This window comes from Candidatus Krumholzibacteriia bacterium, assembly GCA_030748535.1.
Lineage (GTDB): Bacteria > Krumholzibacteriota > Krumholzibacteriia > JACNKJ01 > JACNKJ01 > JASMLU01.
Map to the genome: position 1 here is coordinate 207,381 of JASMLU010000001.1, position 14,499 is coordinate 221,879.

The following is a 14,499-nucleotide window of genomic DNA, read 5'->3' on the forward strand; positions in this document are numbered from 1 at the left end:
GCTTCCTCTTTCTAGGCTCGTGGGTGGGCCCGTCGATGGGTCTCTTTCAGTTTCTTCATGCTCAAATGGGTGTAGACTTGAGTGCTACTCAGGCTCGCATGGCCCAGTAGTTCCTGGATGGCCCTCAGGTCTGCGCCCCTGTCCAGAAGATGGGTGGCAAAACTGTGGCGAAGGACGTGAGGGCTCACCCTGTCCAGAGCTGCCGCTTGACCGAGGTAACGAGAAACAACTCGCTGAACAGTACGGGCACTGAGGATCCCCTTTCGCCCGGGGAAGAGCGGGGAAGAGGACTCCTGAACTCCGAGTGAATCCCGCCAACGTCGTGCCAGCCTACTGGCTTCTCCCTGCAGGGGAAGGATCCTCTCCCGATTGCCCTTTCCCAGCACCCGGAGGCTGGCGTTCTGCAGGTCCAGATCTCCCAGGGTGATGCCCAGCAATTCACTCAGCCGAATGCCAGTTCCATAAAGCAGTTCCAGAATGCAGCGGTCCCTGAGTCCTCGCGCATTGCCAGTGTCCGGAAGCGCCATCATTCGATGGATGCGCGCCTCTTCTGCAGCGACAGGCAGCTTCTTCCGGGTCTTGGGAGGATCAAGCAAAGCAGCCGGATTTGCCTCAAGAAGATGACTTTGCCGGAGGAACCGATAGAAGGAACGAAGGGAAGACAATTTGCGTGCCAGGCTTCTGTCGCCAAGAGCCTTGCCCCCCAGCTCTCCCCTGCGAAGAAGGGACAGGTAGCGACGCATCAGGTTTCTGTCCAGATCCAGAGTTTCCAGTTCCCCGGCCCAGTCCAGAAACTCCAGAAACTGCCGAACATCGCGGGCATAAGCGTCCACGGTTCGGGGAGAAAAGGATTTTTCCACCCCAAGATAATCCCTGTATTTTTGAAGAATCTTCATCTCGGGCGGAATTTAGCAGAGGGTTCGAAGGATCGCAAGTCAATCAGCGAGACTTCAGCCAGGCCTCAAGCGCCTCCAGACTTCTCTCGCAATAGGCTGCTTTTCGGGCGGATTTCTTGCCCACTCTCTTCTCGAGGCCAGGCAGGAGACCGAAGTTCACATTCATGGGCTGGCTCTTGCCCGCCTCCTGGCCCACAAGGAAGGCCAGAAGAGAGGCCGTCAGCGTCTCTCGGGGAGGAAGCGCTGCTTTGCGACCCTCCATGCGATCGGCAATATGCCGGGCTGCCAGAAGTCCGCTACCCATGGATTCCACATAGCCTTCCACTCCGGTAATCTGGCCCGCGAAAAAGAGCCCCTTCCTTCTGAAGCTCTCCTGAAAGGGACTGAGAGTACTCGGGAAGTCGAGAAAGAAATTCCGGTGCATGGCTCCATAGCGAAGGAATTCCGCATTGCGAAGGGCGGGGATCATCCGAAAGATCCGATCCTGTTCCCCTTGCTTCAGCTTGGTCTGGCATCCCACCAGTCCCCAGACGCTGCCTTCCAGGTTTTCCCGCCTAAGTTGCAGAACTGCCCAGGGACGCTCTCCCGTCCTTGGATCAATAAGACCCACGGGGCGGAAGGCCCCGTGCCGAAGGGTGTCATTCCCCCTGGAAGCAATCTCTTCTACGGGAAGGCAGGACTCGAAGAAGGGAACTCCCTTCTCAAAGGAGCGGGAAGGAAAGGTGTCCGCATCCAGTAGAGCCTGAATCAGGGCCTCGTATTCGCCAGCGTTCAAGCCTGCGTTCAGGTAGTCGGGATCGCCCTTCCCATAGCGACTGGCCTCAAAGAGAAACTCGTCATCAAGGCTGTCGCGGGAAACGCTCGGGGCGATGGCGTCATAGAAACTGAGACGATCTTCCCCAAAGTGCTTTTCGATGGACACGGAGAGGGCTTCGGAGCTGAGAGGGCCAGAGGCCATCACGACCCATTCGCCCGAAGGGATTTCCACGGCTTCTTCTGAAACCACTAGCACCCCTGCCTCCGAAACGGCACGGCTGACATTCTCGGAGAATACCCGGGGATCCACCGCCAGCGCCCCTCCCGCAGGAAGAGAACAGTCTTCAGCGATGGGAAGAAGCTGGCTCCCGAGAAGGCGAAGTTCCTCCTTGAAGAGACCGGAGGCCGTATCAGGAAGCCGGGATTTGAGAGAGTTGCTACAGACGAGTTCCGCAAGACCAGGCAAGCGGTGAGCCGGAGAGTGTTTCTCCGGCTTCATTTCCATCAGACGAACGGGGATCCCGCGGGACGACAAGTACAGTGCGGCCTCTGCTCCGGCCAATCCACCGCCGACAATCAGGACTTCCTTCATCTAATAGGGAATCTCGAGTTTGCAAACCGTGCACTGGCGGAAGTTGCCCTTGGCCTTGCTGCTCTTCTCCACCACCATGCTTTCACAGTCGGGACAGGGTTCGGGGACCGGGCGGTTCCAACTGGCATAATCGCACTCCGGATATTTATTGCAACCGAAGAAGATTCTCCCCCGCTTGCTTCTCTTCTCCACGATCTGCCCGCCCTTGCACTCTTCCCGAGGACAGGGAACTCCGATTTCCAGAGAAGACGTTCCCTTGCAATCGGGATAGCGTTCGCAAGCGGCAAATCGTCCGAAGCGTCCCCGCCGGATAAACATGCCGGAGTCGCATTCCGGGCACTTCTGGTCACCGGCAGGATCCGGGTCCTCAATCGGACGGGAAAACTTGCAGTCCGGCCATTTGCTGCAAGCAAGGAAACGACCGTTTCTGCCCCAGGTCTTGAGCATGGGGCTCTGGCATTTCTCGCATTCAATCTCTGTCATCTCACGAAGATCGGCCCGAATTTCTTCAATGCGTTCCTCGACACCCTCAATCGAATTCTTCAGAGGGGTATAGAGATGCTCGACCACCTCGGTCCAGGGCTCTTCGCCCACTTCCACCTTGTCGAGTTCCTCTTCCATGGAAGCAGTAAATCCTACTTCAAAGAGGGTCGGAAATCCCCGATCAAGGAAGGTCCAGACACTGCTGCCCAATTCGGTGGGAAAGAAGCGTCGGTTGTCGTCAAGAGCGAGATAGTCCCGGCTCTGAATGGTACTCACGATGGTCGCATAGGTGCTGGGACGGCCGATTCCCTTCTCTTCCAGTTCCTTGATCAGGGAGGCCTCCGAGTAGCGGGGACTCGGCTCGGTGAAGTGCTGCTTCGGATGGAGTTTCTCGAGGTCGAGAAGATCTCCCTCCTTCATCTCTGGCAGGAGTTTCTCCTGATCTTTGCCCGTGGATACCCTTCGGAAACCATCAAACACGAGCCGGTTTCCCGTCACGCGGAAGAGAGCCTTCCCGGCTTCGATGTCCACGCGAGTCGCTTCAAAACGGGCATCCGACATCAGGGAGGCCATGAAGCGATTCCAGATCAGGGTGTAGACTGCAAGTTGCTCTTTGCTCAGCCGCGACTTGAGTGACTCCGGACTCCGTTCCGCGGAGGTCGGACGAATCGCCTCGTGGGCATCCTGAGCACTTTTCTTGCTCTTGAAATGGCGATCCTTGGACGGCAGATAATCCTTGCCGAAGTGCTGCTGCACATATTGGCGATGCTCTTCCCTTGCGCTGTCGGAAACACGGACAGAGTCGGTTCGCATGTAGGTGATCAGACCCTCGGCCCCTTCATCGCCGATCTCGATTCCTTCATAAAGCTGCTGGGCGATGACCATGGTTCGTTTCGCATTGTAGCTGAGGCGGCTGCTTGCCTCTCTCTGGAGAGTACTCGTAATGTGAGGGGGTTCCGGAGAACGCTTCCTCTCCTTCTTCTCCACCTTGCTGATCTGGTAACTCTTGCCCTCAAGGTGGTCGAGAATCTCCTTCATCGAAGCTTCATCGGAGATTTCGGCTTTCTTCCCCTCCCACTGGTTCAGCTTCGATTCAAGAATCTCGCCGGAGGGTGCCTTGAGGTCAGCTTCGAGGCTCCAGTATTCAACGGGTATAAAGGCTTCCCTCTCCCGTTCCCTTTCCACAATCAATCGGAGAGCCACGCTCTGCACTCTGCCGGCGCTGAGTCCATAGTAGAAGACTTTCCAGAGAACCGGGCTGATCTGATAGCCCACCAAACGGTCCAGCACACGGCGAGCCTGCTGGGCTTCCACCTTGTTCCTGTCCACGGCCACAGGATTCTGCACAGCTTTCTGAATAGCCTCTTTGGTAATCTCATTCAGGAGGATACGATGGACTTCCGGCTGTACTGGCAGGAGTTGCTGGTAGAGGTGCCAGGCAATTGCCTCTCCCTCACGATCAGGGTCTGTTGCCAGAAGAACCCGATCCACAGACTTGGCCGCTTCCTTCAGTTCCTTGAGCACTTTCGCCTTGCCACGAATGGTCACGAACTGGGGCTCGAAGTTCTTTTCAAGGTCAATTCCCAACTTGCTCTTGGGCAGGTCGATCACATGGCCCTTGCTCGCCAGGATCCGGAAATCCTTCTTCCCGAGCACCTTCTCGAAGGTTTTGGACTTTGTGGGGCTTTCAAGAATAATGAGGGTCTTCGCCATCTTTCCTCAATGAATGCTGTCGGGAAGCCGGTTCGAAAGTGAAGCCGGCATAAGGTCTCGGTCAAAAATCAGGGAGGCGGTAAGGAAACGGATTTCCTCCAGCCCTAGCCCTTCCGGGTACATGGACGCAGCGCGCCGAAGAATCTCGGAAAACTCCTCAGGCCATAGAAGTCCCAGGTGCTGGATTTTCTCCAGAAAGTCCCAGGCCTCCTGATTGAGAGTCGGCGGATCGAAGTCGTCTCCTGCGGCCTCCTCCTGGAGAGACGCAGAAGATTGCATGAAATAGCGCATTGCCTGGCGGATTTCCTCACTGCTGAAGCCAGCTTCCTCCAGCCAGTCCTTCACCTCATCCAGACCCACTGCCGCTTCACCGCCCTCGCCCCCATGGTCGAGGATGTAAAGAAAGATTTCCATCAAGCGCTTGGACATCGCCACTCCATCATCGTGAATTGCCTTCAGCTAGTACGCTATGCTGTGCCCTGAGCGCAACACTTTTTGTATTTTCTTCCGCTGCCGCAAGGGCAGGGATCATTTCTTCCGACTTTTCCGCCCTCGTTCACCACGGGCTGAGGTCGTCCGCCCGCGTGGGGATTCGGGTTGCTCATAATCGCAGAAGCTGCAGAGGGAGCTTCTGCGGGAGCCTCGTCCGGCACATCGTGATAGGCATCCCGGTCTTCGTGCCTTGTCTGGGTCCGGGAGAGATCTTCGCCTTCGTAGCTGGCAGGCGCCACAGCCACTTCCAGGTGGAATAGCAGGCGAAGTGTTTCCCGATCGATCATATCCAGCATCGACTCGAAGAGAGAAAAGGCCTCGACCTTGAACTCCACAAGGGGATCCTTCTGGGCATAAGCTCTCAGACCGATACCGCTCTTCAGATTGTCCAGTTCCAGAAGATGCTCTTTCCACGCCTCATCCAGGCTCCGGAGCAATGCGTATCGACAGACCTGACGATAGAGGTCCTCAGGCAGGGCACTCTTTCTCTCCTGCAGGCGGGAAAGGGCCCTTTCTCGCATGGTGTTTTCCAGCAGGTCCCGGTCCCAGGTATCGAGCTTCTCTTCGGGAAGGGAGAAATCTCCGAGGAAGGTAGCCTCCAGGGAACTTGTCAGTTCTCCCAGATCCCAGTCCTCAGGGTGCTGTCCTGTGGGGACGAGATCCTGAATGAGATTGCTCACCACATCGGCGGCCTTTCCCTCCACTTCCTCATGCAGGTCTTCCTGAGAGAGATAGAAAGCGCGTCGGTCATAGACGACTTCTCGCTGGAGATTCATGACATCGTCATACTTGAGAAGATGCTTTCGCATATCGAAGTTATGAGCTTCCACCTTCTTCTGGGCGCGCTCGATGGCTCGAGTCACCATCGGGTGCGTGATGACTTCGCCTTCCTGCACACCGACCCGGTCCATGATCCTTCCGATCTTCTCCCCGCTGAAGAGGCGCATGAGGTTGTCCTCAAGGCTCAGGAAGAAGAGACTGCGGCCAGGGTCACCCTGTCTTCCGGATCGGCCCCGGAGCTGTCGGTCGATTCTCCGGCTCTCATGGCGCTCCGTTCCGATGATCTGAAGCCCGAGAGCCTGTTCCGCTTCTCCTTCAAGATGCAATTCCGAAGGATCAATCACCTGGGGAGCCAGTTTGATATCCGTACCACGGCCCGCCATGTTGGTGGCGATCGTCACCGCGCCAGGCTGCCCTGCGTTCATGACAATTTCCGCTTCCCGCTGGTGCTGTTTGGCGTTGAGAACATTGTGAGGAATGTTGCGCCGGGAGAGAAGACGGCTCAGGGTTTCACTGAACTCCACGGACACGGTTCCCACGAGAATCGGTAAGCGCATTCGATGAAGTCGCTCCACCTCGTCGATGATCGCGGTTACCTTCTCACGCCTCGTGCGGTAGATCCGGTCGTCACCGTCCTCTCGAACCACTGGGCGGTTGGTCGGAATTACGATGACCTTCAACTTGTAGATTTCCCATAATTCCTCCTCCTCGGTCACCGCCGTTCCGGTCATGCCGGAGAGAGTTTCATACATGCGGAAGAAATTCTGTAGGGTCACCGTCGCATAGGTTTGCGTCTGCCCCTCGATCGTCACCTTCTCTTTCGCCTCGATCGCCTGGTGCAAACCATCAGAATAGCGTCGGCCGTGGAGAGTTCGCCCCGTGAACTCGTCGACAATCAGCACCTTGCCGTCGGAAACCACATAGTCCACATCCTTTTCAAAGATGCTGAATGCCTTCAGAAGTTGCTGGACGATCTGAATCAGGTCGCTTCTTTCGGCAAACTCACGATGTGCCTCCTCCCGGGCAAGCGCGCTAGCCCGAGAATCCAGCGCATCATCGGCATCAATCGCACCCAGCTTGACCGAGAGGTCCGGGAGAACGAAGAGCCCTCGATCCTTTTCACTCAGGGAATCGAGCCCCTTCTCGGTCAACTCGATGGAATGCCCCCGTTCGTCCAGCGTGAAGAAGAGAACGGAATTGAGTTCATGCAGGGTCTTGTCCCGCATATTTGCGTTCTCGACCTGCGATTGCATGGCCGTGGTTCCGCTTTCCTGCATCATTCGCAGGTAACGCTTGGCCTTGGGAGAGCCGTTGCGGATCTGGAGAAGCAAAGTCCCGAGTTCCCAATTTTCCTCATCGCCCCGATCCTCTTTCTTCAGCAGGGTCTCAGCCCTGGAGGTCAGGTCATTGATCAGCCGCTGCTGTTTGCCAAAGAGGGAGTTCACCATGGGTGCAAACTCCCGGTACTTCTCATTGGAAGTGGAGTGACTGACGGGGCCGGAAATGATCAGGGGAGTTCTCGCCTCGTCCACAAGAACGCTGTCCACCTCATCGACAATTGAGAAGAAGAAATCGCGCTGAACCTGCTGCTCCGAGGAACCCGCCATGTTGTCGCGGAGATAGTCGAAGCCGAATTCGCTATTGGTTCCGTAGGTAATGTCACACTGGTAGGCGGCTTTTCTGTCCTCCGGACTCAGGCCGGAGAGGATCACTCCCACACTCAGGCCCAGACTTTCGAAAATGCCTCCCATCCACTCGGAGTCACGCTGGGCAAGGTAATCGTTGACCGTGACCAGATGCGCCCCTCGACCGGGAAGAGCATTCAGATAAAGAGGCAGAGTCGCCACCAGGGTTTTTCCCTCTCCTGTAGCCATCTCTGCGATGTTCCCCCGGTGAAGTGCGATTCCGCCAATCAGCTGAACATCATAGGGAAGCATATCCCAGGGAAGCGGGAGCCCCATGACCGTCCATTCCTGTCCGCACTTTCGGCGACAGGCCTCCTTGACCAGAGCGAAGGCTTCGGGAAGCAGATCGTCCAGAGTCTCGCCTTCCTCCAGGCGCTGACGAAACTCCTCCGTCTTCTTCGGGAGATCCTCTTCAGACAATGCTTCATACGATGCCTGAAACTCGTTGATAGTCTCGACGATAGGCCAGTAATGCCTAAGCTCTCGTTCCATCTGCGTTCCGAACATTCTTTTCAGAAAACCGAAGGCCATGACTCTCCGTAGGGTGGTTTTGACAATGAGACTGAGGATTCAATGTAGCGATGGCTCTGGAGGCTGTCAAACCCCCAAGTAATTCCCTAGAAGAAGCCCGCCCAGAGGATTCCCCCGCAGAAAATCGGAATCGCCAGATTGTCGTCCAGGGGCATGGGAAGAAGCTCGATGATGCTGGCAATCACGGCACCAAAGAGAGCAATGGGGAACTCCTGAAATACCATCAGGCCCACCAGAAGATTCGCGATGAATCCGGCGGTGGTCCCCTCCCAGCTCTTGCCGAAAGCAATGTGGTGGCGACCGTAGCGCTTGCCCACCAGCCCCGCGAGACCATCTCCTGCCACCAGATAACCCAGAGACACTACGGCCAGCTCCTTCGAGGGGCTGTAGTGAAGGACAAGGAGAGTGGCAAGAAGCAAATAGGAGGAGCCGAGCAGTTCGCGATCTTCATGGCTCCTCAGCGCGCCGCCGAACATATGTCGAATGAAGCGACGGAATCGATGGTGATTGAGGCGGGTGATGTCCATCACGAGAATCAGAACCGTAAGACCCACCAGCGGCCACCAGACCTGACTCTTGCCGAATTGCCAGATTGCCAGTGGAAAGACGGACGCGGCAATGTGAATGCCCTTGCGGAATGGTTCACCGAGTTTCATGCTTCAACTCCGGGATGGGAAGCAGCCGCTCCACATTGAGATGTTTCCTTGCCGAGTAGAGAGGCCTCGCCTTCAGCACCAGAACATCCGCTTCCAGAATATCCGGGTCCAGAGAGAGAATCTGGCGGTTGAAACCCTCTTCCCGGTTCTTCTTGGAAATCAGGAGAGACTCTTCCTGGCCTTTTCTGAGGTAGATTTCCACGAAACTTCTCTCACTGAGGCTGTATTCCAGAACGAGCCGGTCGCGATCCTCGCCACTTCCCGAGAAACTCAGACGAGGATTGAGGATGTCTGTCCCCGTCCAGAGATAGACTCCCCCATCCTGCTCTGCAATGAACACCATTCCATAACGCCTCCAGATGGCAATTCCTGTGGGGCGATTCAAAGGCACGGGATCTTCATCCAGAGTTTCGAGTATCTTCAGGGGCTCGAGTTCCTTGTCCAGCTTGAAGAGCTTCCCGGAAACCTGATCGGCAAGCAGGGCCTGCCCGCGAAGGTCAAAGGCCGGATAATGGAAGCGAGCCTCCCGGGAATAGATCTCTCCCGGACTGCGACGGGCTATTCTCTTTCCACGACGATTGAAGAGATGAAGCTCCCGGCCCTCATCAGCCACCAGAAGCAACTGGAAAGAGCTCAGTCTCGACCAGGGGTCCCGTGGAGAGATGACAGCGATTCCCCGCAAGTCCTTCAGTGGCTCGGAAATCTGCAGGGGCCATTCCCCCAGAAACTTTCCCTCCCTGTCAAAGCGGAAGACCTTGCCCGTTGAAGCGTCGGCTACCCAGAATGCCTTTTCGCACCAGCAGACATCCACGGGCTTGAAAGCAGGGTCTCCATTGTCGAAGCTCCCCCGCCATTGGAGGCGATATCGGTGGAGCCATCGATTCCCGCTCTCCCGAAACTGCAGGAGGGCCAAACGGTGATTGCCCGTGTCTGCGACGAGCACCTGCCCGGAATCATTGGCGGCAATGCCCATGGGTTGAAAGAACTCGCCTTCCCCGTGCCCCCGGCTTCCGAAAGTGTGCACGGAAGTGACCCCGGGATTGTAGACAATTTCCCCCCGATCCGAGTTGACCGCAAAGAGCGTGAGCCAGATGTCATCCTTGCCGGAGTCCGGGTCGTCCAGTTCCTTCATCTTGACGGCCGCAATTCCCTGGGGATTTGCACACTGCACTTTTCCCCGTGAAAAAAGGGAGACCTCGGCACTTCCAATGCGATGAAGACCCAGGACCGTATGGGACCAGGGAGGATAGACATAGGTAGTCTCCCGCCCGAAGGCCAGGGCTGAGATCATCAGAAGAAGGATGGTAATTCTTCGGATCATTCCCACTCGATGGTTGCTGGAGGTTTCGAACTGACATCATAGACCACACGATTCACTCCGCGAACCGTTCCAATGATGCGGTTACTGGCACGGTCAAGCAGATCGTGAGGCAGTCGACTCCAGTCGGCCGTCATGCCATCGGTGGAGTTCACGGCACGAAGGGCGATCACATTCTCATAAGTGCGCTGGTCGCCCATCACTCCCACGGAATGGACGGGCAAGAGCACAGCCATGGCCTGCCAGGTTTTGTCGTACCAGCCACTGTCATGCAATTCCTGGATGAAGATTGCATCGGCTTCCTGAAGAACCTTCACTCGCTCCGGAGTCACTTCTCCCAGGATTCTGACCCCGAGCCCCGGGCCGGGAAAGGGATGTCTCTGCACAAACTTCTCCGGCAAACCAAGCGCGACTCCCAGTTCCCGGACTTCATCCTTGAAGAGTTCCCTCAAGGGCTCCAGCAACTGAAAGTCCATGTCCTCAGGCAGTCCTCCCACATTGTGGTGGCTCTTGATGGTTGCGCTCGGGCCTTTCACCGAAATTGATTCGATCACATCGGGGTAGAGGGTTCCCTGGGCAAGCCAGGGAATCGGCCCCAGGCGACGGGCTTCATCCTCGAAAACCCGAATGAAAGTATGACCGATTTGCCGACGTTTCTCCTCCGGCTCCTCACAGGAGCGCAAGGCCTCGAAGAAACGCTCCTGCGCGTTCACACGGTGGAATCGAACCTGGAAGTGGGAGCGAAAGAGCTCTTCCACTTCATCGCCCTCATCCTTTCGCAAAACACCATTGTCCACGAAAACACAATCCACCTGCTCTCCAAGAGCACGGTCCAGAAGGGCTGCGACCACCGTGGAATCCACTCCCCCGCTGACAGCACAGAGAACCCGGTCACTTCCAATCTTCTCCCGAATCTCCCGGACACTGACATCAATGAAATGTTCCCGATCCCAGACTGGATCCGCCTTGCAGATGCCGAAGACGAAGTTCCGGAGCATGCTCAGGCCGTTCTTTGTGTGAGCCACCTCCGGATGGAACTGGCAACCGAGAATGCGGCCGGACTCATCCTCAAAGGCGCAGACCGGACTTCCCTCACTGTGGGCCGTGGAGTGAAGGCCTTCGGGCAGTTCATGCATGGAGTCGCCATGACTCATCCAGACCTCTTCCTCGGGATCCATTCCCAGAAAGAGACCTGCCGCAGGGTCGCATTGGACTCTGGCAAGTCCGTATTCGCGCCTATCGCTGCTGTCAATTCGCCCGCCATGAGCTCGCCCCAGAAGTTGCATGCCGTAGCATACTCCGAGAAGCGGGATCTTTAGACCGAGAATCCAGTCCTGCAGTTCCGGAGCTCCTTCGTCATAGACGCTGGAAGGCCCGCCCGAAAGAATCAGGCCCCGGGGGTTTTCCCGCAGCACTTCTTCCCTGCTTGCCGTCCAGGGCAGGATGACACTGTAGACCTTGAGCTCCCGAATCCTGCGCGCAATCAACTGCGTGTACTGGGATCCGTAGTCAAGAATGACGATCGATTGCTCTTCGTGAATCATGTTCTCCTAATGTCGGAAATGGCGGCGACCTGTCAGCAATACTGTGATGCCCAGTTCTTCCGCCCTTTTGAGGACTTCCTCATCACGGATGGATCCTCCCGGCTGAATCACCCGTTTTACTCCCGCTTCAGCAAGAATTTCCAGACCGTCGGGAAAGGGGAAAAAAGCATCCGATGCGGCCACGGAGTCCTCGATTTCATGGCCAAGTTCCCTGGCCCTGTCCACTGCAATACGGCAGGAATCCAGTCGGCTCATCTGCCCCGCCCCCGCGGCAAGCAGCCGATTGCCCTTCCAGATCAGAACCGCATTGCTTTTCACATGCTTGACCACTCGCCAGGCTCGATCCAGTTCCCGCAGTCCCACCTCTCCGGGCTGCTTTCCCGTTGCCAGCGTCCAGTCCTGAGGGCTTGCAAAATCAAGATCTGCTTCCTGCCTAAGAAGAAGAGGACCCACCGAGCGTTTCACTTCCCGGACTCTCCAGGCGGAGATATCCTCAATGAGCAGGATCCTCAGATTCTTCTTGGAGGAAAGAAGCTTCAGGGCCTCTTCGTCGGCAGAAGGAAGGAGAAGAACCTCGATGAACTTCTTCTTCAGAAACTCCGCGGCCTGCAGATCCAGAGTCTCGCTCATCGCGATCACAGACCCGAAGGCACTCACCGGATCTGAGGACCAGGCCCGCCGAAGCGCCTCACTTCCTGTATCGGCAAAACCTACACCGCAAGGATTACTGTGCTTGAGAATCACGGCCGCAGGGCCCTGCAAATCCAGCAACAGGTCAAGAGCCGCGGAGAGATCAAGATAGTTGTTGTAGGAAAGCTCCTTCCCCTGCACTTGCTGAAAAGGAGGGCCGCCCGCATCTCCAAAATGCAGCCAGGCAGCCTGATGCGGGTTCTCCCCGTAGCGTAGCCCCAGAACAGGAGAGTCCCCGGAGTCTCCTTCAAACCATTCTGCAATGGCAATGTCATAGTCCCGTGTATGGGCAAAGGCGCGTGCGGCAAGAGACCTGCGATAGCGATCCTCGGTCCTGCCGCCATGCTTCCGGCAATGCTCCATAAAGGAAGCATAGTCTCCGGGATCACAAAGGACACTGACCCTTGCATGGTTCTTGGCAGCAGCCCTCAGCAGACTCGGCCCTCCAATGTCGATGGACTCGATAATGTCCTCCGGGCTCTTGTCCGGATCGGAAGCGGCCTCCCGAAAACGATAAAGATTGACCACTAACAGATCAATCAGGGGGAAGTCCCCGGACTGAAGATCCTCCGCATGCAGAGCCGGGTCGGCAAGAATCCCCCCGAACACCCGAGGGTGAAGGGTCTTGACGCGACCTCCAAGACACTCTGCCTGGCCCGTATAGGCAGCAAGCTCCTGAACCGGGAAGCCGCGCTCCTCCAGATAGGCGCGCGTGCCGCCGCTGGCGATCATTTCCACTCCCTGTTCCTGAAGGAAGCCGGCCAGTGCCTCCAGACCTGACTTGTCCGTCACACTCAGCAGTGCCCGTTTCATGAACTCTGTCCCTCCCTCTCAGCCCCTTCTTTTGGAAACAGTCTCTCGTGAATGTCGCGATAGCGACCGTAGACCTCCCTCACTATTTCTTCATCAAGGGCGGGAGGAGTGCTGTTCTTGTCCCAGCCGGTCTTTTCGAGCCAGTTTCTCAAGACCTGTTTGTCATAGGAGGGCGGGGAAGAGCCGGGCTGGTAGTCCTCCATGGCCCAGAAACGGGAACTGTCGGGAGTCAGAACCTCATCAATCAGGAGAAGCTTCCCGTCCTTCACGCCAAACTCGAACTTGGTATCCGCAATGATGATCCCCCGCTCCCGGGCGTATTCCTCACCGATGCGGTAGATTTCCATGCTGGTCTCCTCCAGCGTGTCGAACCACTCTTCTCCGACAATTTCCCTTCCTTCTGCATGATCCACATTGCGATCGTGGCCCTCATCGGCCTTGAAAGCAGGAGTGAAAATAGGCTTCGAAAGCCGATCGGCATCCTGCATGCCGTCTGGCAGGGGAATCCCGCAGACCCCTCCCGTGGCCTGGTAGTCCTTCAGACCAGAGCCGGTCAGATAGCCTCGCACCACGCACTCCAGATCAAAGCGGTTCGTCTTGTGAACCAGCATGCTGCGGCCGCCCAGCTCCACACGATTGAAGGGTTCCGGAAACTCACACCAGTCATCGCTGATCAGATGGTGATCCACTCGATCCCCCAGCATGCGAAACCAGTCTACGGAAATTCTGGTCAGCATTTCACCCTTGCCAGGAACCGGTTCAGCCATGACGTGGTCGAAGGCGCTGATGCGGTCCGTGGCGACGATAAGAAGCTGCTCTCCGAGATCGAATAGATCCCGAACCTTGCCACGATAGTCAGGCTTCAGCCCAAGGTCTTCACTTCTGGCCAGCACACGAGGAAGAGTGTCCTTCATGATTTCCTTTCCCTTTCTGTGAATACGATCCTGCGATCACGACGCTCCCAGGGGTCTGTGAAAAGGCGTCGAAGTGCTTCCGCATATAGTTGATGCTCTTCTGCCAGAATACGGGCAGAGAGGTCCCCTGAGGACTCTCCCTCCCGCACACGGACCTCCTTCTGCAGAACAAGCGGACCCGAGTCCACCCCCTGATCCACAAAGTGAACCGAACAGCCTGCCACCTTCACTCCGAATTCCCAGGCCTGTTTCTGGGCATGAAGCCCGGGGAAAGAAGGAAGAAGTGATGGGTGGATATTCAGAATACGATCCGGATAAGCTTCCAGAAGAGGGCCGCGAAGAATCCGCATGAAACCGGCCAGACAGATCCATTGCACTCCGGACAGTTGGCAGGCATCGCGCAGAGAGATTTCTTCTGCCTCGCTCAGCCTGCCTTTGCCCCGACCGGGGGGAAGGACAAAGACCGGCAGGTCATGCTCCCGGGCAAGCTCGATGGCCCCTGCATCCTGCTGGTCGCTAAGGAGCAGAACGATGCGTCCCGGAAAGAGCTTCTCCTTTTCAGCCTCCAGTAAAGCGAGGAAATTGCTTCCCCGCCCGGAGGCGAAAACAGCGATGCGCTGCATGATTACCCTGCCT

11 protein-coding genes are annotated in these 14,499 nt (G+C 56.7%); all 11 read right to left on the minus strand.

Annotated elements, in window-relative coordinates; genetic code table 11:
- Positions 1 to 11 precede the first annotated feature (11 nt).
- The 11 genes from QGH30_01000 to purN all read right to left on the minus strand — a co-directional run bounded on the left by QGH30_01000 (position 12) and on the right by purN (position 14,486).
- Entirely contained in the window at positions 12 to 896 is an 885-nt protein-coding gene (locus QGH30_01000; GenBank protein ID MDP7020916.1) for a tyrosine recombinase XerC, read from the minus strand.
- Positions 897 to 939: 43 nt separating this feature from the next.
- Positions 940 to 2,244 (minus strand): methylenetetrahydrofolate--tRNA-(uracil(54)-C(5))-methyltransferase (FADH(2)-oxidizing) TrmFO, encoded by a 1,305-nt coding sequence (gene trmFO / locus QGH30_01005; protein ID MDP7020917.1) that lies wholly within the window; start codon positions 2,242 to 2,244, stop codon positions 940 to 942.
- Positions 2,245 to 4,440 (minus strand): type I DNA topoisomerase, encoded by a 2,196-nt coding sequence (gene topA, locus QGH30_01010; GenBank protein ID MDP7020918.1) that lies wholly within the window; start codon positions 4,438 to 4,440, stop codon positions 2,245 to 2,247.
- 6 nt (positions 4,441 to 4,446) lie between these two features.
- The gene (locus QGH30_01015) at positions 4,447 to 4,869 is read right to left on the minus strand and encodes a DUF494 family protein (protein ID MDP7020919.1); all 423 of its coding nucleotides are present in this window, start codon (positions 4,867 to 4,869) and stop codon (positions 4,447 to 4,449) included.
- Between the two features lie 38 nt (positions 4,870 to 4,907).
- Positions 4,908 to 7,928 (minus strand): preprotein translocase subunit SecA, encoded by a 3,021-nt coding sequence (gene secA, locus QGH30_01020; GenBank protein MDP7020920.1) that lies wholly within the window; start codon positions 7,926 to 7,928, stop codon positions 4,908 to 4,910.
- 86 nt (positions 7,929 to 8,014) lie between these two features.
- Positions 8,015 to 8,584 (minus strand): hypothetical protein, encoded by a 570-nt coding sequence (locus tag QGH30_01025; protein ID MDP7020921.1) that lies wholly within the window; start codon positions 8,582 to 8,584, stop codon positions 8,015 to 8,017.
- Complete coding sequence (locus tag QGH30_01030) at positions 8,571 to 9,875, minus strand: NHL repeat-containing protein (protein MDP7020922.1); 1,305 nt, start codon at positions 9,873 to 9,875, stop codon at positions 8,571 to 8,573. Before QGH30_01030 ends, QGH30_01025 begins: the two co-directional genes overlap by 14 nt.
- 26 nt (positions 9,876 to 9,901) lie before the next feature.
- On the minus strand, positions 9,902 to 11,446 hold the full coding sequence (gene guaA, locus QGH30_01035; GenBank protein MDP7020923.1) for a glutamine-hydrolyzing GMP synthase: 1,545 nt from the start codon (positions 11,444 to 11,446) through the stop codon (positions 9,902 to 9,904).
- Positions 11,447 to 11,452: 6 nt separating this feature from the next.
- Entirely contained in the window at positions 11,453 to 12,949 is a 1,497-nt protein-coding gene (gene purH / locus QGH30_01040) for a bifunctional phosphoribosylaminoimidazolecarboxamide formyltransferase/IMP cyclohydrolase (GenBank protein MDP7020924.1), read from the minus strand.
- Positions 12,946 to 13,863: a phosphoribosylaminoimidazolesuccinocarboxamide synthase gene (locus QGH30_01045; GenBank protein MDP7020925.1), complete on the minus strand. Its 918-nt coding sequence runs from the start codon at positions 13,861 to 13,863 to the stop codon at positions 12,946 to 12,948. Before QGH30_01045 ends, purH begins: the two co-directional genes overlap by 4 nt.
- A complete protein-coding gene (gene purN, locus QGH30_01050; GenBank protein MDP7020926.1) occupies positions 13,860 to 14,486 on the minus strand; it encodes a phosphoribosylglycinamide formyltransferase in 627 nt (208 codons plus the stop codon). Before purN ends, QGH30_01045 begins: the two co-directional genes overlap by 4 nt.
- Positions 14,487 to 14,499 lie beyond the last annotated feature (13 nt).